This window comes from Vibrio kanaloae (assembly GCF_024347535.1).
GTDB classification, from domain to species: Bacteria; Pseudomonadota; Gammaproteobacteria; order Enterobacterales; family Vibrionaceae; genus Vibrio; species Vibrio kanaloae.
This window is the reverse complement of the sequence record NZ_AP025497.1, coordinates 1,080,422-1,103,484: the sequence shown is the minus strand read 5'-3', so window position 1 is coordinate 1,103,484 and position 23,063 is coordinate 1,080,422. Positions and strand designations below refer to the sequence as shown.

General features: G+C 44.0%; 21 protein-coding genes. 7 read left to right on the top strand and 14 right to left on the bottom strand.

Translation table 11 applies throughout. The features are described from left to right. Positions 1–41 precede the first annotated feature (41 nt). Both OCV24_RS05275 and miaE read left to right on the top strand, forming a co-directional pair. Positions 42–806, top strand: a complete 765-nt coding sequence (locus tag OCV24_RS05275; protein WP_046223796.1) for a hypothetical protein — start codon at positions 42–44, stop codon at positions 804–806. Between the two features lie 143 nt (positions 807–949). Next, positions 950–1,705 carry a tRNA isopentenyl-2-thiomethyl-A-37 hydroxylase MiaE gene (miaE, locus tag OCV24_RS05270; RefSeq protein WP_150878210.1) on the top strand — a complete coding sequence of 252 codons (756 nt, stop codon included), beginning with the start codon at positions 950–952 and terminating at the stop codon, positions 1,703–1,705. Between the two features lie 107 nt (positions 1,706–1,812). On the opposite strand, the gene pyrF is transcribed toward miaE, so the two are convergent. From pyrF to OCV24_RS05215, 11 genes are all read right to left on the bottom strand, one after another. After that, positions 1,813–2,508 carry an orotidine-5'-phosphate decarboxylase gene (gene pyrF, locus OCV24_RS05265; RefSeq protein WP_077680620.1) on the bottom strand — a complete coding sequence of 232 codons (696 nt, stop codon included), beginning with the start codon at positions 2,506–2,508 and terminating at the stop codon, positions 1,813–1,815. A 130-nt stretch (positions 2,509–2,638) separates the two neighbouring features. Continuing rightward, positions 2,639–3,814: a lipopolysaccharide assembly protein LapB gene (gene lapB, locus OCV24_RS05260; RefSeq protein ID WP_017057040.1), complete on the bottom strand. Its 1,176-nt coding sequence runs from the start codon at positions 3,812–3,814 to the stop codon at positions 2,639–2,641. Positions 3,815–3,825: 11 nt separating this feature from the next. Beyond that, the gene (locus tag OCV24_RS05255; protein ID WP_102506276.1) at positions 3,826–4,098 is read right to left on the bottom strand and encodes a LapA family protein; all 273 of its coding nucleotides are present in this window, start codon (positions 4,096–4,098) and stop codon (positions 3,826–3,828) included. Positions 4,099–4,227: 129 nt separating this feature from the next. Then, a complete protein-coding gene (gene ihfB, locus OCV24_RS05250; RefSeq protein WP_010439923.1) occupies positions 4,228–4,512 on the bottom strand; it encodes an integration host factor subunit beta in 285 nt (94 codons plus the stop codon). Between the two features lie 121 nt (positions 4,513–4,633). Next, positions 4,634–6,304, bottom strand: coding sequence for a 30S ribosomal protein S1 (rpsA, locus tag OCV24_RS05245; RefSeq protein ID WP_017057038.1), 1,671 nt, complete (start codon positions 6,302–6,304; stop codon positions 4,634–4,636). 106 nt (positions 6,305–6,410) lie between these two features. Next, positions 6,411–7,091: a (d)CMP kinase gene (cmk, locus tag OCV24_RS05240; protein WP_017057037.1), complete on the bottom strand. Its 681-nt coding sequence runs from the start codon at positions 7,089–7,091 to the stop codon at positions 6,411–6,413. A gap of 275 nt (positions 7,092–7,366) precedes the next feature. Next, positions 7,367–8,113: a 3-deoxy-manno-octulosonate cytidylyltransferase gene (gene kdsB, locus OCV24_RS05235; protein ID WP_017057036.1), complete on the bottom strand. Its 747-nt coding sequence runs from the start codon at positions 8,111–8,113 to the stop codon at positions 7,367–7,369. Then, complete coding sequence (locus tag OCV24_RS05230) at positions 8,113–8,292, bottom strand: Trm112 family protein (RefSeq protein ID WP_004736429.1); 180 nt, start codon at positions 8,290–8,292, stop codon at positions 8,113–8,115. Before OCV24_RS05230 ends, kdsB begins: the two co-directional genes overlap by 1 nt. After that, complete coding sequence (lpxK, locus tag OCV24_RS05225; protein ID WP_102506277.1) at positions 8,273–9,280, bottom strand: tetraacyldisaccharide 4'-kinase; 1,008 nt, start codon at positions 9,278–9,280, stop codon at positions 8,273–8,275. Before lpxK ends, OCV24_RS05230 begins: the two co-directional genes overlap by 20 nt. 15 nt (positions 9,281–9,295) lie before the next feature. Then, positions 9,296–11,044, bottom strand: coding sequence for a lipid A ABC transporter ATP-binding protein/permease MsbA (gene msbA / locus OCV24_RS05220; protein ID WP_017057034.1), 1,749 nt, complete (start codon positions 11,042–11,044; stop codon positions 9,296–9,298). A 31-nt stretch (positions 11,045–11,075) separates the two neighbouring features. Further along, positions 11,076–13,190 (bottom strand): DNA internalization-related competence protein ComEC/Rec2, encoded by a 2,115-nt coding sequence (locus OCV24_RS05215; protein WP_167514257.1) that lies wholly within the window; start codon positions 13,188–13,190, stop codon positions 11,076–11,078. Positions 13,191–13,405: 215 nt separating this feature from the next. Between OCV24_RS05215 and OCV24_RS05210 the strand changes: the two genes are divergently transcribed. After that, positions 13,406–13,918, top strand: coding sequence for a DUF2062 domain-containing protein (locus OCV24_RS05210; RefSeq protein WP_150878206.1), 513 nt, complete (start codon positions 13,406–13,408; stop codon positions 13,916–13,918). 190 nt (positions 13,919–14,108) lie between these two features. Here the strand turns inward: OCV24_RS05210 and lolE are convergent, their stop codons facing one another. The 3 genes from lolE to lolC are packed head-to-tail and all read right to left on the bottom strand — an operon-like array spanning position 14,109 to position 17,247. Next, complete coding sequence (gene lolE / locus OCV24_RS05205; protein ID WP_150878204.1) at positions 14,109–15,353, bottom strand: lipoprotein-releasing ABC transporter permease subunit LolE; 1,245 nt, start codon at positions 15,351–15,353, stop codon at positions 14,109–14,111. Next, positions 15,354–16,046 carry a lipoprotein-releasing ABC transporter ATP-binding protein LolD gene (gene lolD, locus OCV24_RS05200; protein WP_017057029.1) on the bottom strand — a complete coding sequence of 231 codons (693 nt, stop codon included), beginning with the start codon at positions 16,044–16,046 and terminating at the stop codon, positions 15,354–15,356. Further along, on the bottom strand, positions 16,039–17,247 hold the full coding sequence (gene lolC, locus OCV24_RS05195; RefSeq protein WP_167514256.1) for a lipoprotein-releasing ABC transporter permease subunit LolC: 1,209 nt from the start codon (positions 17,245–17,247) through the stop codon (positions 16,039–16,041). The genes lolD and lolC overlap by 8 nt, the downstream gene beginning before the upstream one ends. A gap of 227 nt (positions 17,248–17,474) precedes the next feature. Here lolC and OCV24_RS05190 point away from each other — a divergent pair, with 227 nt between their 5' ends. The 4 genes from OCV24_RS05190 (at position 17,475) to OCV24_RS05175 (ending at position 23,021) form a co-directional block, all read left to right on the top strand. Continuing rightward, complete coding sequence (locus OCV24_RS05190) at positions 17,475–18,044, top strand: hypothetical protein (protein WP_017057027.1); 570 nt, start codon at positions 17,475–17,477, stop codon at positions 18,042–18,044. A 6-nt stretch (positions 18,045–18,050) separates the two neighbouring features. After that, a complete protein-coding gene (gene mfd, locus OCV24_RS05185) occupies positions 18,051–21,512 on the top strand; it encodes a transcription-repair coupling factor (protein WP_150878201.1) in 3,462 nt (1,153 codons plus the stop codon). A 62-nt stretch (positions 21,513–21,574) separates the two neighbouring features. After that, positions 21,575–22,342, top strand: a complete 768-nt coding sequence (locus tag OCV24_RS05180; protein ID WP_077680626.1) for a peptidoglycan binding protein CsiV — start codon at positions 21,575–21,577, stop codon at positions 22,340–22,342. Positions 22,343–22,475: 133 nt separating this feature from the next. Then, the gene (locus tag OCV24_RS05175) at positions 22,476–23,021 is read left to right on the top strand and encodes a GNAT family N-acetyltransferase (RefSeq protein WP_150878199.1); all 546 of its coding nucleotides are present in this window, start codon (positions 22,476–22,478) and stop codon (positions 23,019–23,021) included. Positions 23,022–23,063: the final 42 nt, after the last annotated feature.

Here is a 23,063-nt window from a genome sequence, read left to right as displayed (position 1 = left end):
TTTCTAGTTAGCTATAAAAAACAACAAGCAGACACAAATATATGAATATTGGTTTAATCATTGCCTTAGTAGCCGTTCTTTTGGTATTAGTTTTAGGCTACAACATCATGCTTCAATATAAAGTTAAGGTAGAAACAGCAAAGAAGCAGGAAGCTTCTCGTTATCTAACCATTATTGACGGAACAGAAGAGTTGATTGGCAATGCTCATCACATGCCTTTTAGCCAAGATCTTCTTGTATGCTTAAATAATCGAATTCTTGATGCGTTGGAAAACATGTATCAACTCGACCCAAAAAATAAGCAACTTGCTCAACGCATCGAAAGCGTAAAACAACAAATCACTCAGCTCAAAGAGAACTATCAAGGTGGCGAGAGCACTACTTTTCGAGTTCCAAGCAGTGACAAGCAGGCGATCATGATGCTCAAATTAGTTAAGCGCCTTCGTGATACGGTGCGTAACGAGCACAATAAAGGCCGCTTCGAGACTCAGGCTTATGTAGTAGAAAACGCCCGTCTAGAAACGATTCAAATTCGAATCAACATCGAGAACGTTATTAAACGTGCAAATGACTCTATCTCTCGTGGACAACCAGGAACGGCAATACAGTTACTACGTAAAGGTATAGATGCACTAGCGACCAAAAACGATTCATATTCTAATCAAGCAAAAGAAAAGCTTCAGCAGATGCTGAACGACCTTGATCAGAAGCGCCTAGATAAAAGCGCACAAGATTTACAGCAAATAGAATCTAAAGAGCGTGATGACGATATGGATGCCCTCTTCGGTCAGAAGAAAAAGTGGTAAGAGTTTAACTAAAATGCTTAAAGGCCACTTTATTTCTAGTAAATAGGTGGCCTTTTTTGTGCCTATCGAATTTCTTTTCCCCGTATAGGGAGATCTCTTCAGCTGTGATAGGATCGCGTATTATCAACAAACTTTACTAGACCATGTATCAAGAATTATTAGCTCCAATTCACTCTTTTCTTAAAGCTGACACGCCAGATTCATGGATCGATGAAGCCAAAAAGCCAGAAAACCTTCACATCATTCTACGTGATCACATGCTTTGTGAGCTTAAAGCGGCTCAGAGCGCTCTGTTCCTTATCCGTAAGTACGCTGTTGATAAAGAGAGTGCAAAACAACTGAATGAGTGGATCCTACCATACGAGCAGTTTGCTTATCGTCGTATCGGAGATCTAGAGTCACTTCGTGGTAAAAGCAACGTATCAAAACAAATCACAGCGAAAGATGGCTGCAATTATGGTGCAAACCTGATCGAGAAAATGGTGTTACTGATCAAAGAAGAGCTGCATCACTTCTACCAAGTACTGGAATTGATGGAAAAGAAAGGCGTCACTTACCAACCGATTGAAGCGGGTCGTTACGCTAAGGGCTTGATCAAACAGGTTAAGACTTACGAGCCAGATGCTCTGGTCGATAAACTTATAATCGGCGCCTTCATTGAAGCTCGTTCTTGTGAACGCTTCGCGAAACTTGCTCCTTTCTTAGAAGAAGACATAGAGAAGTTTTACGTATCTTTGCTTCGCTCAGAAGCGCGCCACTATCAAGACTACCTTGAGCTAGCAGAGCAGATCGCAGGCAAAGATATCTCCGAGCGTATTGCTCACTTCGCGCAAGTAGAAGCTAACCTTATTACTTCAGAAGACAGTGACTTTAAGTTTCATAGTGGTGCGCCGATATAAGTTAAGCCAAGCCAATCTAGCCCAAACGAATTCTGCTTCTCGAAGACAAACAAGAAGGCCAGCAATCGCTGGTCTTCTTTATTCGTATCGCTAGCTATAAGAGAAACTTAAGCTAGGGTAGCGTTAATCTCAGCAAGAACCGCTGCAGGGTCTACAGCTTGAGTAATTGGGCGGCCGATAACAAGATAGTCAGAACCTGATTCAATCGCCTTCGAAGGTGTCATGATACGCTTCTGGTCCCCAATATCGGCACCTACAGGACGAATACCAGGAGTCACTAGCTTAAACTCCTGACCAAGAGCACCTTTGAGCAAAGAAGCCTCTTGTGCTGAACATACAACACCGTCTAGGCCAGAGTTTTTAGTAAGAGAAGCCAATCGCATTACTTGCTGTTGTGGTTCTAGGTCTAAACCGATACCCGCTAGATCAGACTGCTCCATGCTGGTGAGTACCGTCACACCGATTAACAACGGACGATCTTTACCATATGGTTCTAAAATTTCACGCGAAGCCGTCATCATACGCTCACCGCCACTTGCGTGTACATTCACCATCCAAACGCCTAATTCAGCGGCAGCACGCACTGCTTTTGAACATGTGTTAGGGATGTCGTGGAATTTAAGGTCTAAGAATACTGAGAAACCACGCTTATGTAATTCACGAACAAACTCAGGGCCAAACAAGGTAAACATCTCTTTGCCGACTTTTAAGCGGCAAGATGCTGGGTCAATACGATCAACAAAGGTTAACGCATCCGCTTGGTTGTCATAATCCAAGGCTACAATGATTTTTTGGTCGTTCATTTCATCTCCTAACGCAGTTAACTTTCTACAAAATATTTACTCACCTACACATAGCGGGTAATAAATAACAGTCATAAAAATGCAGCCCGAAAGCTGCAATTAAAAATTTGGTCTTAAAATGACCACAAATCTATTCACCATCAAGTCCACGAATAGGCTTGATCGTCCCCCACCCTTTACATGAAGGGCAGTGCCAGTACATTGAGTGCGTTGAGAAGCCACACTGATGGCAACGATAATGCGGCTTAAGCTTCAATTGTTCACCCACCATAGACTGTAGAGTAGTTAAGCTTTCTTTCGCTCGGCCTTCTTCTGCTTCTGCTAGGTGGTAATCGATTAATCGATAAAAACCTTTCATTGTTGGGTTTTTGACAAGTTGCTTAGTCAGTAGTTCTTGGGCTGACCCAACATCTTCATGGTGAGCAACCAACTGAGCAAGCATCAGTTCAGCGGATACTCCAGCTTTCTTCTGAATACAAGCTTTAAGGAACTCGACCAATTGAGCTTCCCGTCCAAGCTTGTGGTAACACTCTGCAAGGGTTGGCAATACCTCACTAATAAAGTCGATATCTTGCTCGAGAACCGACTCCAGACAAGTAATTGTCTTTTGATAATCTTCGTTTGCTAAATGGAATTTGCCTAAAGCAATGCTAGCACGAACACATTTAGGGTCTTCAGATAGAGCCTTCTTAAAGTGTTGAAGTACCTTAGCGCGATTACCATCAGCTTGTTCTTGCATAGCAAGCTCACACCAAAAATGCGCAACGGTCGCACGCATCTTCATTTTCTTCTTACCGAGTTTCACTAAGATATTTCCGTAATGGATAGCTTTGTGCCATTCTCGTGTTTGCTGATAAATAGCAACCAATTGCTGTAGAGCACCCTCTTTATGATCGGGTTCTTCGACAAGCTGTTCAAAGATCTTCTCGGCGCGGTCGAGAAAACCAGAGACCATATAGTCTTTAGCTAACTGTTGTAGTGCGAGGTTTTTCTGATCGAGAGTAAGCCCCGAACGAGAGATAAGATTTTGGTGAATACGAATAGCACGATCGACTTCCCCCCTTGAACGGAACAAATTGCCCAAAGCCAAGTGCGTATCGATGGTTTCATTGTCTACTTGAAGTAGCTCGATAAAGTGATCTACCGCTTTGTCAGATTGGTCCGACAACAGTAGATTCAAACCCGTCACATACTGACGGGAGATCTGGTGTGATTGTTTCTGTTTTTCTTGCTGAGCATTACGATTACCCATATACCAACCATAAGCAGCGGCAATTGGTAAAAGTAAGAACAGTAACTCTAACATCAAATATAGCCTTAAGCTTTAGTAGCAGCAGCTACCTGCTTTGATTGCTTATTAAGCTGCTTTTTCAAGCGATGAATTTTCAGCTGAGATCGCATGTGTATATTACCAAAGACTAACCAAGCAAGGCCAAAGCCTGAAACGAAGACCACACCTAATAAGCTGGATAAGTGGAAGTCACCTTGTGCTAGCAGATAATTGAAGTTCACAGTGGTTTGGTTCTGAGAGCCTAAAGCCAGTGCAATTAGGAAAAGTGCGATAACGGCGACTATTTTTATAATTTTCATAGTTCATCACTCATTGGTTGGTTAGCTGTACGATTATGCAGGAAAATTGCTAATCAGACCACCATATTATGGTCATAAAAAAGCGGCATACATTGTAGTATGCCGCTTTTCTTAATTCCGATAAATGGGCTACAATCCTGAATTTACTCTTTCACGTAGCTCTTTACCTGGTTTAAAGTGAGGAACGTATTTACCTTCCAATTCTACCTTGTCGCCAGTCTTTGGATTACGTCCAACACGAGGTTCACGGTAGTGAAGAGAAAAGCTACCAAAACCGCGAATTTCGATTCGATCACCACTTTCTAATGTTGAAGCCATATGCTCTAAAATGTCTTTTACAGCGTCTTCAATTTCTTTAGCAGAAAGGTGCGTTTGCTCAGCGCACAGTCTTTCAATCAATTCAGACTTAGTCATAGTTACCCTCGTTGGTTTTCTTTTTAGAAATTATAGACCTATCGGAAAAATAAGCAAAAAAAAAGGAGCCTTACGGCTCCTTTCTTGGCTATATAGCTATAATTCTCTTAATGAGAAGCTATTATTCGCCTTTAGCAGCTTTGAATGCGTCTGCCATTGCGTTACCGAACGCGCCTTCATCAGACTTGTTCAGTGAAGCCATTGCTTCTTGCTCATCAGCTTCATCTTTAGCTTTGATAGATAGGTTGATTACGCGGTTCTTACGGTCTACACCAGTGAACTTCGCTTCAACGCTATCGCCAACGCTTAGGATTAGAGATGCATCTTCGATACGGTCACGAGAAACTTCAGAAGCACGTAGGTAGCCTTCAACGCCTTCGATTAGCTCGATAGTAGCGCCTTTAGCGTCAACTGCAGTAACAGTACCGTTTACAAGAACACCTTTCTTGTTGTCAGCAACGTAAGCGTTGAACGGGTCGTTTTCCATTTGCTTAACGCCAAGAGAAATACGCTCACGCTCTGCATCTACTGCTAGAACAACAGCAGAGATTTCGTCGCCTTTCTTGTATTCACGTACAGCTTCTTCGCCTGCAGCGTTCCAAGAAATATCAGATAGGTGTACTAGACCGTCGATACCGCCTTCTAGACCGATGAAGATACCAAAGTCAGTGATAGACTTGATCTTACCAGTAACTTTGTCGCCCTTAGCTTGCATTTCTGCAAATGACTGCCATGGGTTAGCTTTACACTGTTTCAGACCTAGAGAGATACGACGACGTTCTTCGTCGATATCAAGAACCATAACCTCAACTTCGTCGCCAACATTAACAACTTTAGAAGGGTGGATGTTCTTGTTAGTCCAATCCATTTCAGAAACGTGTACTAGACCTTCAACGCCTTCTTCGATTTCAACGAAGCAGCCGTAGTCAGTTAGGTTTGTAACACGACCAGAAAGCTTGTGACCTTCTGGGTAACGCTTAGCGATTGCTACCCATGGATCTTCGCCTAGTTGCTTAAGACCTAGAGAAACACGAGTGCGCTCACGATCGAACTTAAGAACTTTAACTAGGATTTCGTCACCAACGTTAACGATCTCTGATGGGTGCTTAACACGCTTCCAAGCCATATCTGTGATATGTAGAAGACCGTCAACACCGCCAAGATCAACGAATGCACCGTAGTCAGTAAGGTTCTTAACGATACCTTTAACTTCAGTACCTTCTTGTAGAGTTTCAAGAAGTTCGTCACGCTCAACACTGTTTTCAGATTCGATAACAGCACGACGAGAAACAACAACGTTGTTACGCTTCTGGTCTAGCTTGATTACTTTGAACTCTAGCTCTTTGTTTTCTAGGTGAGCAGTGTCACGGATAGGACGTACGTCTACTAGAGAACCTGGAAGGAAAGCACGGATACCGTTAAGTTCAACAGTGAAACCGCCTTTAACTTTACCGTTGATGATACCAACAACAGTTTCAGCTTCTTCGCAAGCTTTCTCAAGTACGATCCAAGCTTCGTGGCGCTTAGCTTTCTCACGAGAAAGTTGAGTCTCACCGAAACCATCTTCAACAGCGTCTAGAGCTACGTCTACTTCAGCACCAACTTCAACTTCAAGTTCGCCAGCAGCATTCTTGAATTGTTCAGCAGGGATAGCAGATTCAGACTTAAGACCAGCATCTACAAGAACGAAACCGTTCTCGATAGCTACTACAGTACCTTTAACGATGCTGCCTTGTTGGAATTCAGTTTCAGATAGAAACTCTTCAAAGAGTTGAGCAAAAGATTCAGTCATTATTTAATCTTCAATAATTAAACGTCCATGGGTATCCTACCGCATGGGGTTGATAAATTCGCCGGTCATCATCCTTGCGACCAACGTTCTTACTCGCTCGGTGAAATTACCCAGCCAGCTTCGATTCAATATAGTGTAGTGCTTTTTCTACTACTTGCTCGATGTTCATCGAGGTAGAATCTAGCACAAGCGCATCCTCAGCTGGGCGTAATGGCGCAACTGGGCGATTACGATCTCGATCGTCTCGCTCTTGGATCTCGCTCAAAAGGTCGTCAAATTTAACATCTAACCCCTTCTGTTGCAACTGTTTAAGGCGGCGACTCGCACGCTCTTCAGCACTTGCATCTAAAAATATTTTGGCTTCAGCTTCAGGAAACACGACCGTTCCCATGTCACGTCCATCAGCAACCAGACCTGGTGCTGAGCTGAATGCGCGTTGACGACGAAGTAAAGCTTCACGAACGCGAGGTAAAGCAGCCACTTTTGAAGCCGCCATGCCAGTCTCTTCTTTACGAAGCTCACCAGATACGTCTTCACCTTCTAAGATAACCTTAACCAAATCACCTTCCGCAATAAACTGCACATCTAAGTGAGTTGCAAGCGGTACTAAAGCTTCTTCTGATTCAGTATCGACACCGTGGTGAATTGCAGCTAAAGCCAGTACGCGATAGATCGCACCTGAGTCTAGAAGATGAAAGCCTAGCTTATCTGCTAGTAACATACACAGGGTACCTTTACCTGCACCACTTGGTCCATCAACCGTAATCACTGGGCTTTGAGAAGGCATCTTTTACTCCACGTTTTGTCGTAAATTTTATTCTGTACTAGCGATTCGCTACTACTTTATAGGCGGCATATTATAGAGAAAAATTGGAAGTCGAGCGAGGTAAATCTCATATAATTCAGAGTGGATGATGCATTAGCAAATACAATCGACTCAATATCCGCCAGCTTAGGCGAGTAGACACGTGCACATTTTCTATCGGCATAAAAAAGCCTCGCAATAAGCAAGGCTCATGATTTTGCATTTAGTAGAGCAAAGAAGTAGTGGCTCGAAGAAATTTAACCAATAATAGCGCGAACCGCTTCTAAGTCTTCTAGAGTATCCACCCCTGCAGAAGGCGCTTCCATTGCAACGTCTACGTGAATTTTCTCACCGTACCACAGTACTCGTAGTTGCTCTAGACACTCAATACGTTCAAGGGTACTTGGTTCCCAATTGATGTAAGTATTGATAAAGCCCGCACGGTAAGCGTAGATACCGATATGACGCAGTAAAGGAGATTCCGCAGCTGTACCATTGTTCGCGTAGGCATCGCGATCCCAAGGAATCGTCGCACGACTAAAATACAGTGCATAACCGTCTTTATCCGTCACCACTTTTACAGCGTTAGGATTAAATACTTCATCAGCGTGAGTAATTTCTACACCTAGTGTTGCCATTGGTGCTGTGCTATTCGCCAGGTTATTTGCAACCTGATTAATAATTGCAGGTGGGATAAGAGGCTCATCACCTTGAACATTTACGATAATATGGTCATCGGGAATGTTCATCACTTCAATCACTTCAGCTAAACGCTCTGTACCCGAGTCATGATTCGGTGATGTCATACAAACAGTGGCACCAAATGCTTTAACCGCTTTTTCAACTCGAGCGTCGTCGGTAGCGATAATAACGTTATCGGCACCCGCTTTCATTGACTGTTCATATACCCATTGAATCATCGGCTTTCCACCAATGTCAGCAAGTGGCTTCCCCGGTAAACGGCTCGATTGATATCTTGCAGGTATGACAACCGTATAAGACATTACTTACCCTCATCCATAGAAACGGTGCGAGCTTCAGGTTCTAAAAGAACAGGAATACCCTCTTTAATTGGGTAAGCAAGGCGATCAATTTTACAAACAAGCTCTTGCTTATCCTTGTCAAAAGTTAGTTTACCTTTACATACAGGACAAGCAACGATCTCAAGCAGACGGTGATCCATAGTATTCCATAACCTCTTTTATTCTTTTTAAAATTTGCTGTTGCGAGTCTTCATCAAACTGCGCAGAAACTGGAAGATACCACCAGTTGTCTTGAGCATATTCTTCGCATTTTACAGCGTCTTTTTCTGTCATAATCATATTCATACCTTTCTTTGCTAAGGCATGAAGTTCATCTTTATCAAAATCTTGATGATCGGAGAAGCCTTGAGTGAAAACCACATCACCATCAAGCTCGTCTAATGTTTTAAAAAAGCGTGGCGGATGGCCTATTCCTGCAAAAGCCACCAGCTTCGGTAATTCTGCTACTGACTTTTTCTGTCCAGTCTTTAGATTAACCGCTTCACTAGGCAACAAAGACATTGAGAACTCTCGCCCTTGGGCCTTTCCACCATTGTTAATCAAGAAATCGACATAATCTAAACGTGATACTGGCTCTCGCAATGGACCCAGTGGAATTAGGCTTTCATTACCGAAACGTCTTGCACCGTCAATAACTGAAAACTCAATATCGCGTTCAAGCGCATAATGTTGCAATCCATCATCAGTGATAATGACATTAACACCTTCACTCAGCAAAGCCTTCACTGCGTTCACACGTACAGGGTCAACCGCAACAGGGCAACCGGTTCGCTTGCGGATCAAACGAGGCTCGTCACCCGAATGTTCGGCTGGCGTATTTTCATCTAGCACGAGTGGATAGTTTGGCGCTTTAGCCCCATAACCTCGAGACACCACACCAGGTTTAAAGCCATTGGCTTGCAGCATCTCAACTAGCCAGATCACAACAGGTGTTTTGCCATTACCGCCAGCGGTTATGTTACCAACAACAATCACTGGTAGAGCTGGTCGATAGGTCTCTTTTTTACCAGATAAGTACGCATCACGACGTTGGCCACTGATCATTTTGAACAGCAGGCTCAATGGCCACAACAGTGGCCAAAGAAGATATTTCAACGGATGATTGTTAAACCAAATCTTTTCGATCACAACAACGACCTAATCTTATCCACTGAACTGAATTCGATGAAGCTGCGCGTAAGCACCATCATGTTCAATAAGTTCTGCGTGCGCGCCTCTTTCTACAATTTGGCCATCATCAACCACTAAGATCTCATCGGCTTGCTCGATAGTTGATAGACGGTGAGCAATCACCAAAACAGTCTTATCTTTTTGTAGCTCTTCCAATGCAGACTGGATCGCTCTTTCTGATTCAGTATCCAATGCAGAAGTCGCCTCATCAAGAATCAGCACAGGTGCATCTCTTAATAGAGCACGGGCAATCGCAATACGCTGTCTTTGTCCACCAGAAAGGCTCGCGCCGTTTTCGCCAACAACGGTATCGATGCCATTTTCCATGCCTTCGATAAACTCACTTGCATGAGCAAGCTTAGCTGCATGTTCGATCTGCTCGCGGGAGTATTGCTCTTCTGCCGCATAAGCGATGTTGTTCGCCACCGTGTCGTTAAATAGGTGAACATTTTGAGAAACAAGAGCAAAGTGCTCACGTAGGTTTCTCAATTCGTAATCACGAATATCGTGTCCATCAAGCTCGATAGAGCCCGAATCTACGTCATAGAAACGAGTAAACAGGTTAGCGATGGTACTCTTGCCCGAACCAGACCGGCCAACAAGAGCGACCGTCTTACCTTTCGGAATATTGAAGCTCACCTTATCAAGTGCTGGTTTCTCTGCACCATCATAAGTAAACGTCACTTCTTTTACTGCGACTTCACCGGTTACGGTTTCAGGTTTCAACGTGCCTTTGTTTTGTTCTGTATCTAGATCCATTAAACCAAATAGCGTGGTACTTGCCGCCATACCGCGTTGGAACTCAGACGTTACGTTGGTTAACGCTTTTAACGGACGCATTAAACCAAACATCGCAGAGAACACAACCGTAAACGTACCTGGCGTTAGCTCGGCTTTAATAGAATCGACACTCGCAAGAACAAGAACCACCACAATTGCAACCGAAGCGATCATCTGAATGATTGGGTTGGCTGCTGCTTGAGCCGTTATCAACTTCATGCTTTGTTGGCGCATTTGGTTGCTCACCTTATCAAAGCGATGCTTTTCTAAATCCTGACCACCGTAAGTAAGAACCACCTTGTGACCTTTCAACATTTGCTCAGCCGAAGAAGCAACATGGCCCATGCTGGTCTGCATGTTTTTCGATATTTTCCTGAATCGCTTCGAGACGATACCGATCGCCCACGCCACAAGGGGGGCGACAGCAAACAACACCAAAGACAACTGCCAACTATTCCAGAACATCAGTGTCAACAAGCCAATAATACTTGCACCTTCACGTACAATACTAACTAAAGCCTTGCTCGTTGCGGCAGACACTTGCTCTGAGTCATAAGTAATTCGAGATAGCAATGCGCCCGTCTGCTCTTTATCGAAGAAAGAAACTGGCATATGCATGAAATGACTAAATATTTTACGACGAATTTCCATAACCACGTTGCCAGAAACCCAGCTCAAGCAATAGGTTGAAACGAAACCGCTGACACCACGAATAAACATCATGGCAAAAACAATGAAAGGAAGTGTACGTAGAAAATCAGACTCAGCGCTGCCAAATCCTTCATCAAGTAAAGGTTTTAGCAAGGAAATCATATAGGTATCAGAGACGGCATTAATAATAAGCGCAATAACCGCAACACCGAGGCCAGCCTTATATAGTCGAATATAAGTCCAAAGTCTTTTAAACGTGACCCAGGTGGTTTCATCTGTTTGTGTTGACATAAAATCGCTTAATTTTCTCACAATAATCTATCTATTCTACTCCCTTACGAAGCATCTGCCTATACCACTGCCCACCTTGTTGCTCTCTAATCGTATGATATTTCCAACCTTCCTGATTGACAGTGATGGTTATTTGGCCACTTTCTCCTGTATCAAGCCAAGCACTCCCCACATCTCGATAACGTTCAATAACAGATGAATTTGGCATCCCCCACTGATTACCTTTTGCTAAAGAAGCGATTGCCACTTGAGGTGAAACCGCCTCGATAAACCGAGTAATGGAGGACGTGTCGCTACCATGATGCGGAACCAGCATCACATCGCTCTCAAGCCGATCCCCTTCACGAGAAAGTAACCACTCACTGACTAGTTCAATATCACCAGTTAGTAACATAGAGAACCCTGAACTGGGCTCAGATACTCTTACAACACAAGAATGTGGATTGTACGCTCTCTTCACGCGTTCAGGAGGCCAAAGAACTTCAAAAACAACATCTTGCCAACTCCAAACTTGCCCGATAGTACATGCTCGAAGATTAGATTCCGCTGATGCATTTATGCTTTGACTAGTTCTTATCCATTTGGGATCGTAATAGCCAAGTAACGCCGGATAACCACCTGCGTGATCAGAATCAAAATGACTCACAATCACACCCTCTAGTTCGTTAATCCCCCTTCGATTTAATGTAGGGATAAGCAAAGACTCGACAATCGAGCCGCCAGCCCACACATTACCAAGGTCATAAACCACGACTTGATTATTCTTTTCCAGAACCAATGATAAACCGTGTCCGACATCCAAAATGTCGATGGTTAATCTATCCTGCTTAAGGCTTGTCGACTCCCACCACAGCACAAACACCGCAATGACGAATATCGATAGAGCCTGTTTAAGGTACTTATTAATGAAACCGAAGAATAAAATGAGAAACACAAACAACGCCATCGTATGATCATCAACTTGAATCCAAAAACGTTTAGAAAAAGGAAGGCTATAAACCAGAGGCTCAAGTGACAAGTCAACCAACTTCCAAAGTTGATCAGCAAGATCGTTTACCATCAGTGCTACACTGCTTGCCCAAAGTGCTGATTCAGATAATAGACTGATAAACATTGCCGAAAATAGCAATGGGATCGTCACTATCGAAACCCACGGCAAAAGGAGTAAGTTATAAAAAAAAGAGACTAAACTGACTCCTTTAAAAAACAGTATAGAAAGAGGAGCAATCAGTATCGTCAACATTAGTTGAATCTTAGTAAGGGTTAACCCTCGATTCATCAATGTAAGATTTGAAGATGATGAATTATTATTTAGAGCAATATAAAGAACCACCCCTAGTGCGCCAAAGGATAACCAAAAGCTACTCGACAAAACTGAAAACGGCCATATAAGTAAAACAACGCATAAGCTTAAAGTAACATACCGAATCACGCCTATATTTTGACCCCGCCACAAAAAATAGCTCGCAACAACACACATTACCAAAGCCCTAAGCGTTGGCAACGTAAACCCAGCAAACCAACTGTAGAAATACGCCAACCCAAGCCCTAGTAACATCGGTAACCAAAGAAGCTGAGGTGATAATAATCTAGCGAACTTTCCCAGTTGATAACCGATGCCAAAAGCAATGCCAATATGAAGCCCCGAAATGGCCACTAAGTGGATCAACCCACTGCTTTTCAGTAAATCCCAACGTTCAGGGAGGATAAGTTCTCGATAACCAAAACCTAAAGCCATCATGAGATCCCTATTCTCCAATTGATTTAACCTTTGAAGGCTATTTTCAAACCACTTGGATCGTAAATTCGTACTAGAATAAATTCGATATTTGGTACCCGCTCTGTAAGTTGCATTGGCAACAATACCAGTGCTAAACAGGTATTTTTCTAAATCAAATCCCGCCTCATTGAGTTTGCCCCACACCGGTTTTATTGAAACGGACAAATGGACACTATCTCCAAGCGTCAACTTGAAAGGTGTAAATAACCTCAATTTTATCAATTGAGGGAAGATTAATTTTTCGCCACCAATTGATCTAGCTACTATTACACTTTCAAAACCATGGCTATTTTCACTAAAAAGGCTAACAACCGACGCATTTATGGTAGTATTCTGTCCTGATTGAAATAATCGACCTGTCTGCATTTCAATCGCATTCCCTAGGCAGATAACTAGTATCAATGCTGTTACTGAACCTCTTGCACTCCGGAAAACGCTATACTTTGTTGACGTTATGAGTAATAACATCATCAATGGTGCCCCAACCCAATGTGGCATCACAGGCCAAAAGCTTGCTGACACAGCTGTCGCAGCAAATGAAATCAAGAACCAAGTGTTAAACAAGAGAGTAGCTTCCTCCTATGCCAAGAAAGTTTATCAAACGATTTATGCCTGACCATGAGCTCATCAAGCGTCAGAAAGCATTGAAAGTTTTTGGCAATGTTTTGTACAACCCCAACTTGTGGTGTCTTAATCGTCGCTCTGCGGCTGGTGCGTTCGCTGTTGGGTTATTCATGGCGTTTGTCCCTCTACCAAGTCAAATGATTATGTCTGCAGGCCTTGCTATCGCGTGTGGCGTTAATCTACCATTGGCTGTTGCACTCGTATGGATAAGCAACCCAATCACCATGCCTGTACTCTTCTACTTTGCTTATAAAGTAGGGGCTTTTATTATGCATGTACCACCTCAAGAGTTTCATTTCGAACTGTCGTGGGACTTCATTTTGGCGCAAATGAGTACTATAGGCCCCCCATTCCTATTAGGTTGTCTAATTTGTGGAGTGGTTTCAGCAATGATTGGCTACTTTGGCATTCGTGGCTTGTGGCGCTATTCAGTAGTAAGAAGCTGGAAGAAGCGAAAAGTTAGGTACTAAACCTACCCTTGTATGTACCTTACTTAAAACGTATACAAGCAAAAATCGGATGAACAACTAACCTCTGCAATATTGGTATGTAAGGAAAGTTGTAAGAAATGCAGTTTGAATCCAATAAAAAAGGATCCCATCGGGGGATCCTTTTTTTGCATCTGGAGAAAGAAGATTTATTTGTTATTAGAAGCGAGCATTATTTAGAACTAAGCACCGAGGCCGGATTTAACTTAGCTGCTCGTGATGCTGGGTACCACGTCGCTAGTAGGCTCAGCACAATCGCAGTGCCGGAAACCACAACAACATCCGTCATATCAAGTTGTGATGGCAAGAAGTCGACAAAATAGATATCACCGGACAAGAACTGATGATCGACCAGCGTTTCAAGCCCTTTGATTAGCGTCGTAAGATTAAGCGCCACTAAGACACCTATCGCACTCCCTACTAAACTGCCTAAAACGCCTGAGAACACGCCCTGCCAAACAAAGATGCGCTTCACAAGACCATCTGATGCGCCCATGGTTCTTAAAATCGCGATCTCTGATGCTCTGTCTTTTACAGCCATCATTAAGGTCGAGACGATGTTGAAACAAGCCACACCAATAACCAGTACCATCACCAGATACATAATGGTACGCACCAATTGGATATCACGATATAAGAAACCGAACTTCTGTTGCCAGCTGCGCAGATATACATACACATCAAGCTGATTGCCAACCTCACGGACAATTGAATTCGCGTTCAAAACATCGGTGACTTTCAATGAAACCCCGGTTACCGCCTCACCTAAGTTTGCGTAAACTTGTGCATCACCAATCGGGATTAGAGCCAAGCTGTGATCTATCTGACCATTAAGCGTCAGCAAGCCAACCACTTTCACTCGAACTCGTTTTGGCGCCTGAACTTTCACAGAACCGTTAACCGTTGGAATCATCAAAGTCAGATAGTCACCGACTTTCGCACCCAGCACATTCGCTACACCAGAACCTAAGATGATTTGTTGTTGCCCTGCTTTAAACTCACTCCAAGCTTGTTTATCAATAAATTTCGATAGACTTGATACCTGTTGTTCAAGTTGTGGGTCAACACCGCGAACTTCAATTGCTTTGAGTTCTTTGCCCTTTTCGGCCAGCGCGGTAATTTTTACATAGGGTGTTGCAGCTACAACTTTATCATTTTTCACCGACTGCTCAATCACGTGCTTCCAGCGAGTCACTGGTTCATTTACACCCTCAAATTCACCATGTGGAATAACGGAAAGTACACGCGACTCAAGCTCTCGCTCAAAGCCATTCATTGCAGACAAACCGATAATGATCACCGCCACACCAACGGCAATACCAATCGTCGAAGACAAAGAGATGAACGACACCATTTTGTCTCGTTGTTTCGCTCTGCTAAATCGGCCACCTATCAATAGAGATAAAGAAGAAAACACTTAGCTCTCCTCTTTTTCTACGTTGACCAATAAACCATCTTGCATGTGAAGCTGGCGATCCATCTTACCTGCAAGTTCACCATCATGAGTTACTACCAAAAAGGCCGTGTCGTACTCGCGGTTGAGTTCACGCATTAAGTCGTAAATAGAAAGTGCGGTGTTATGGTCAAGGTTACCGGTTGGTTCATCCGCCAAGACTAACGCAGGCTTATTCACCAATGCACGAGCAATCGCCACTCGTTGTCTCTCACCACCAGAAAGCTCTGAAGGTCGGTGATCAACACGATGACTCAATCCAACTTTATCCAACAGACGTTGCGCTTCTTGCTTTGCTTTAGCGGGCTTTTCACCACCAATCAACAACGGCATTGCTACGTTTTCTAACGCTGAAAAATCAGATAGAAGATGATGGAACTGATAGACAAAACCAAGATGCTGATTACGAAGTTTGGCTTGCTTATTCGAACTCAGAGACGACAAGTCCTGGCCTAGAAAGCTCACACTACCAGCTGAAGCATCGTCTAACGCGCCTAAGATATGCAGTAAGGTACTTTTACCTGACCCAGAGGTACCGATGATTGCTACTAGCTCACCCTTTTCGATTTCAAAGCTCACTCCCTTGAGCACCTCAGTATCTAACGAGCCTTCACGGTACGTTTTACGGATATCATTACATTGAAGAAAATTACTCATAACGAAGGGCCTCAGCAGGTTTCACAGACGATGCACGATAAGAAGGGAATACAGTGGCAATCAGGCTAAGTGCAATAGCCAAAACCACAACAACGGCGATTTGAATTGGATCAATCATGACTGGCAGCTGGCCACCAAATGAGAACAGAGCGACACCGAGCGCTTTTAAAATAGTATTGAGGTTCATTGCTAATACAACACCTAACACGCCCCCCGATAACGCACCAACCACCCCACTACTTGCACCTTGAACCATGAATGTCCCCATCACTTGACCGTCGGTCATTCCTTGGGTCTTAAGAATGGCAACTTCAGATTGCTTCTCCATCACCACCATAATCAACGCAGAGATAATATTAAATGCGGCAACACCAATGATCAGCCCAAGCATCAAGCCCATCATATTTTTTTCCATTCGCACGGCTTGGAATAGCTCGCCACGTTGGTCACGCCAGTCACTCCACAACCAGCCTTCCGGTAACGGTTGGTTTGATAACTCTGCCACTTCAAACGGGTCTTCAAAAAACAGTCGCCAACCTGAAATGGTGTCAGACTTATAACGCATCAAACGACCTGCATCTTGAATGTGGGTAACCATTAATTGAGCGTCAATATCTGAACCTGTATTGAAAATACCGGCTACGGTAAAATTTCGTTGGCTTGGAATACGCCCTAACGGCGTGTATTGGCTAGCACTCGTGACCATTAAGCGAACTTTGTCGCCCATCGAGACTTTTAAGTTTCTCGCCAAAGTATGACCAAGGAATAACTGATACTGCCCAGCTTGGAGTGAAGACAATCTACCAGCAATCAAGTGATTCTGAAGAGGGTCATCTGAATTAGGTTCAATGCCGATTAACAGACCCGCAGATAACTGAGCAGGGCTTTGTATCACTGCTTCACTACGAACAATCGGTTCAACGTGACCATTGAGCGACATTTGCTCTGCAAAGCTAGGGGCTTGAGCAGCAAGTAACGTTGTGCCTCCTTGCTCATAAACGACGGCTTGAGGGAGCACGCCAAGAATTCGGTCTTTTAACTGCGCTTCGAATCCATTCATTACCGATAAAACAGTAATCAAAGACAGCACACCAATGGTAATACCCGCCGTCGACATATAAGAAACAAAACGGCTAAAGCGATCACCTGAACGGCCTTTCAAATAACGCAGGCCAACAAACATTGAAATAGGATGAAACATACTTTGAACCATCAAAAAGGGATGCGGGTTAATGTAACGGGTATTGCTGTTACTGTGTAGGGGGTAATTGAAAATATAGAGTGAATTAACTCAATTAGTTAGGCTTGAAAAACAGAACCTTGTCAAATAGTGATATTTCAAACAACTATTTAAGACTTTCAATTAACTGACCTTGATTACTGCGGCCACATAGCGATAATCAATAGATCACTTCAAGGAACTAACGCATGACAGAACAAGAGTTTTTCACCGTTCACCACAGCCTTACCGCGAATATAGAACCAATGGAAAGTAACTTCACTTTACCCTCTCAAATTCAGTTCGAATCCGAGATCCCTGCCCCTTTTGTTGTGGCGAGTGAATTTAGCCAATTGGACCTGTTAGCCGACAGTGCTCGCGCTGAACTGAAAAACAGCGACTTGAAGAATGTCACCAGTTTATTGGATGCACAAAACTCTAAATTAAACCTCTTGTTGAGCTTTATGCTATCACAACAAGATGATGAGAAATTTCGTACACACACCTACTCTTTTGGTGCGAGTCAGTTCTCTTGTTTTTCCAAAACAGATATCGAAACAGGTCGCTTAGTTAAAGCTAAGCTATTTATCGAGCACCCTGCCGCCGCTATTTATTGCTACGCGGAAGTCTTCGCTAGCGAACCTAAAGATTCAGGCTTCGAAATAAAATTTAAATATGCTCATCTTCGCGATACTGACCAAGACTTACTGATCAAGGCTGCACTTCATCAACAACAGAAGCTCTTACGTCAACGCTCTCTAGAACGAGATAACAAGTAAATTAACATGACCAAACAATCTATTTTTACACTACCTACACTCAAAGGAGCCGGTGACAAGAAGCACATCGGTAACCTAGTCGGTTCGTCTCTCGCTCTAGCCATAGCTAAACTCGCAGAGCAACACAATAGCCATACTGTACTTGCAGTACCAGATCCACAAGTCGCACTTAAGCTACAGTCTGAAATAGAACAATTTACAGCGCATGAAGTCGCACTATTTCCTGATTGGGAAACACTGCCTTACGACAGCTTCTCACCGCACCAAGAGATCATTTCAGATCGTATCGCACGCCTTTATGCTTTACCGACGCTAAAAGATGGTATTACGATAGTACCGATCAGCACGCTATTGCAACGTCAATCACCGCGTGACTTTTTGCTGCAACACACCCTAATGGTCAAAACAGGCGACCTCTATTCACTAGAGAAACTGCGCCTGCAGCTTGAAAAGTCCGGCTATCGCTATGTTGACCAAGTATTCGGGCCAGGTGAATACGCAAGCCGTGGTTCTATTCTCGATCTGTTCCCTATGGGCAGTAAAGATCCGTACCGTATCGACTTCTTCGATGATGAGATCGATACCATCCGTACTTTCGATCCTGAAAATCAGCGCTCTATCGAAGACATCTCTGAGATCCGTTTGCTGCCAGCTCACGAGTTCCCAACCTCTGAAAGTGCTATTGAAGATTTCCGCATTCGCTGGCGCCAACAATTTGATGCGCGACGTGAACCAGAATCTGTTTATATGCAGGTATCTAAAGGCACATGGCCTGCTGGTATTGAATATTGGCAACCGCTTTTCTTCGACCACACCGAAACCTTGTTCGACTATGTTGCCGATGAAGCGCAACTCTTGGTACTTGGTGACGTAGAAGCAGCTGTCGACACTTTCCTCACAGATGTTGCTCACCGATACGAGCAACGCGGTGTTGATCCACTTCGACCATTACTGACACCAGAACAGCTTTGGTTGAAGAAAGACGAACTGTTCGCACACTTCAAACAGAAACCACAAGTCAATCTGAGCTTAGATTCAATCGAAGAGAAAGCCGGACGTATCAACCTTCCAGTTGTGTCTCTTCCAGACCTCAGTGTACAACATCAGAATAAAGAGCCACTCACAAACCTAAGAAAGTTCACTGAAGCCTTCGACGGCAAAGTGGTCTTTTCGGTTGAATCTGAAGGTCGCCGTGAAGCACTTAGTGAATTGCTCCGCGGCATCAAAGTTCGTCCAAGCGAAGTTGAAAACCTCGACGCGGCGATTAAAGGTAAAGATAAGTTCAGCCTGATCCTCGGTTCTGCTGAGCATGGCTTTATCCACGAAGAGCAAAACATCGCCATTGTCTGTGAAAGCGACTTACTCGGCGATCGTGTTGTACAGCGTCGTAAGAAAGATCAGAAAAGCGTAAACAGCGACACCGTAATCCGTCACTTAGCGGAACTTAAACCGGGTCAGCCTGTTGTTCACATTGACCACGGCATTGGTCGCTACATCGGCCTGCAAACACTTGAAGCCGGCGGCATGAAAACTGAATACGTGACCCTTGAGTATCAAAACGATGCCAAGTTATATGTGCCTGTTGCGTCTTTGAACTTAATTGGGCGCTACTCTGGTGGCGCTGAAGATTCTGCACCGCTACATAAACTCGGTGGCGAAGCGTGGCAGAAAGCTCGTAAGCGCGCGGCGGAGAAAGTCCGTGACGTTGCAGCAGAACTACTTGATGTTTACGCCAAGAGAGAGCTCAAACCTGGCTACAAATTTGTATTAGACCGCGGTCAGTACGCGACCTTCAAATCTGGATTCCCATTTGAAGAAACCGATGACCAAGCGATGGCCATCAATGCCGTTATGTCTGACATGTGCCAAGCAAAAGCCATGGACCGTTTGGTGTGTGGTGATGTTGGCTTTGGTAAAACGGAAGTCGCAATGCGTGCAGCGTTCGTATGTACCGATAACAGTAAACAAGTCGCTGTATTGGTACCGACTACACTACTTGCTCAGCAACACTTTGAAAACTTCCGCGACCGTTTCGCAAACCAACCGATACGTGTCGAAGTACTGTCTCGATTTAAGTCTGCTAAAGAACAGAAATTGATCATGCAGGATGTCGCCGACGGTAAGGTTGATATCTTGGTTGGAACTCACAAGTTACTTTCTAGCGATATTAAATTCAAAGACCTTGGCTTACTGGTTGTCGATGAAGAACACCGCTTTGGTGTACGTCAGAAAGAGAAAGTGAAAGCGATGCGTGCCGATGTTGACATCCTAACACTCACTGCAACGCCAATTCCAAGAACCTTGAACATGGCAATGAGCGGTATGCGTGACTTGTCAATCATCGCCACACCACCAGCACGACGCTTGGCGATAAAAACCTTCGTCCGCGAGAGTGATGATGCCGTCGTAAGAGAAGCGGTACTTCGTGAAATCATGCGTGGTGGTCAAGTTTACTTCCTGCATAACCAAGTCGACACGATTGAAAAGACGGCTGAGTCACTGCAAAAACTGATTCCAGAAGCGAGAGTCACCGTGGCTCATGGTCAGATGCGAGAACGCGAACTAGAGCGCATCATGAATGACTTTTACCATCAGCGCTTCAATCTTCTGGTGTGTACGACCATCATCGAAACAGGTATTGATGTTCCGACAGCAAATACCATATTGATGGATAGAGCAGACCACCTTGGTTTGGCACAGCTGCATCAATTACGTGGTCGTGTGGGTCGTTCTCACCACCAAGCTTATGCTTACTTACTAACGCCACATCCGAAAGCAATGACAAAAGATGCCATCAAGCGATTAGACGCCATTGCTTCTTTAGAAGATTTAGGGGCTGGATTCACTCTCGCGACTCATGACTTAGAGATTCGTGGTGCAGGTGAACTGTTAGGCGATGATCAAAGTGGCCAAATACAATCCGTTGGTTTTACACTTTATATGGAAATGCTTGAACAAGCCGTTGAAGCACTGAAAGAAGGCCGAGAGCCTTCACTTGATGACCTGTTGCGAGAACAGACGGAAATTGAAATGCGTCTGCCTGCACTATTGCCCGACGACTATATTCCAGACATCAATACTCGATTATCGACCTACAAGCGTATTGCTAGCGTCAGTGACACTGATGAGCTAGCAGAGCTGAAAGTTGAGCTAATCGACCGTTTTGGTAGCCTTCCTGATGCCACCAAGAACTTGTTGTCCGTATCTGAACTTAAGTTAGCGGCCGCGTCTATTAAGGCGAAGAAAATTGAAGCTCACGATAAGGGCGGATTCTTAGAATTCTACCCGGATGCTGACATAAACCCGGCCTACCTTGTTAAACTATTGCAATCCCAACCGCAAAAGTTTTCAATGGAAGGGCCAACAAAGTTCAAATTTACGATACCATTGGTCGACAGACGGAAACGAATTCAATTTGTTAGTGATTTATTGGGCGAATTCAGACAGAACTTGCTGCCTTCGGCATAAAGCCCAATCCACTGCACATATAAATTATCCAGCCGTAACAGGGGCTGGGAGACGGAGTAAAAATGAAAAGACTGATCCCACTGCTACTATTGTTCGTCTCACTGCCAAGTTTGGCGCAGAGACAATTTGATATAGAAGTGATCATTTTCAAGCGCGCTGTTGATGCGGAAAAAGTCAACGAGTCTTGGCCGAACACTCAGCCTGAAATTTCACTTGAGCGCGTTGGTTCATTTCAAGATACCCAATATCGCTCCAGGAAAGGCGTGCAGATGCTCCCTTACTCGGAATATAAGTTAGCGCCTCAGAAAAATAGACTGAGTAATCATGCCGGCTTTGAAGTTTTGATGCATACCGCTTGGCGTCAAGGTGACCAAGGTAAAAGCTATGCTCCTGTCTTCCACATTCAAGCTGGTAGAGACTTCTCTAAGCAGTTCAATGCCGACGGTTCTGAGAAAGGCGCTGTGACTGCATCAAACCCAGATGGCTTTCAAGAAGAGACCATTGATAAGCCGCTTTATGAATTAGACGGTAAGCTACAAATCTACGTGCAGCACTATTTATACGCTGAAACAACGTTAGATTTAAAAGCACCAAGTGTTCGTGAAGTGACTCTACAAGAACAACAAATCGAGCTAGATTCACCAGTAAGTGGGGCAGAGAGCAACGTTCAAGTTGGTAACCTCACAGAGATATCTCCGACCGTTGAAGTGGAAGAGTTCCTTAAGAGCTACCGCATGGACCAAAAACGTCGTATGCGCAGTACCGAAACTCACTACCTTGACCACCCACTTCTTGGAATGGTGATTCAAGTTCGACGTGTAGCACAATAAGTCGATGTATAAATAACTTAAGGTATATTGATTCTATACGCCCTCCATTGTGAGGGCGTTTTATTAAGTACAGCACATATTCACACGTACTTACTATTCTTACCTAACATTTACACATTCTTCGGTACTTCTTATGAGCCCTGATTTTCAGATTAATACACAGCACCTTAGCCTCAAAATCATTGAAGCCTCAGATGCTCAAGAATTTTCTCAGCTGGTAAAGTCCTCCCCTAGCTTACTTCCATGGATAGACTGGTGCCACAATGAGTTTTCTATCGTCGAAGCCGAGAAGTTCATTCTGGCAACTCGCTTAAATTGGGTCAAAGCAGACTCATTTGGCTTTGGTATCTTTGAGCGAAGAAGCGATAAGTTAGTCGGTATGGTTGCGATCAATGAACTTTATCACACCTTTAATATGGCGAGTTTAGGTTATTGGGTGGGTGATGACTTTCAAAGGAAAGGGATCGCTAAAGAAGCGATGCTCGCACTATTTGAATTTTGTTTCGCGCAACTCAAGTTAACGCGTTTGGAGATTGTCTGCGACACCGAGAACCTACCAAGTCAAAGGTTGATTGAGAAATGTGGCGCTGAACGAGAAACCATCGCCAAGAATCGCTTTATATTTAATGGAAAGCCGAAAGATGGCGTTGTTTATTCCGTGTTACCTCCAACCTCTTAACCGTTGTTAGAGTGGGGTATGCAGAGATAGCAATGAATCAAC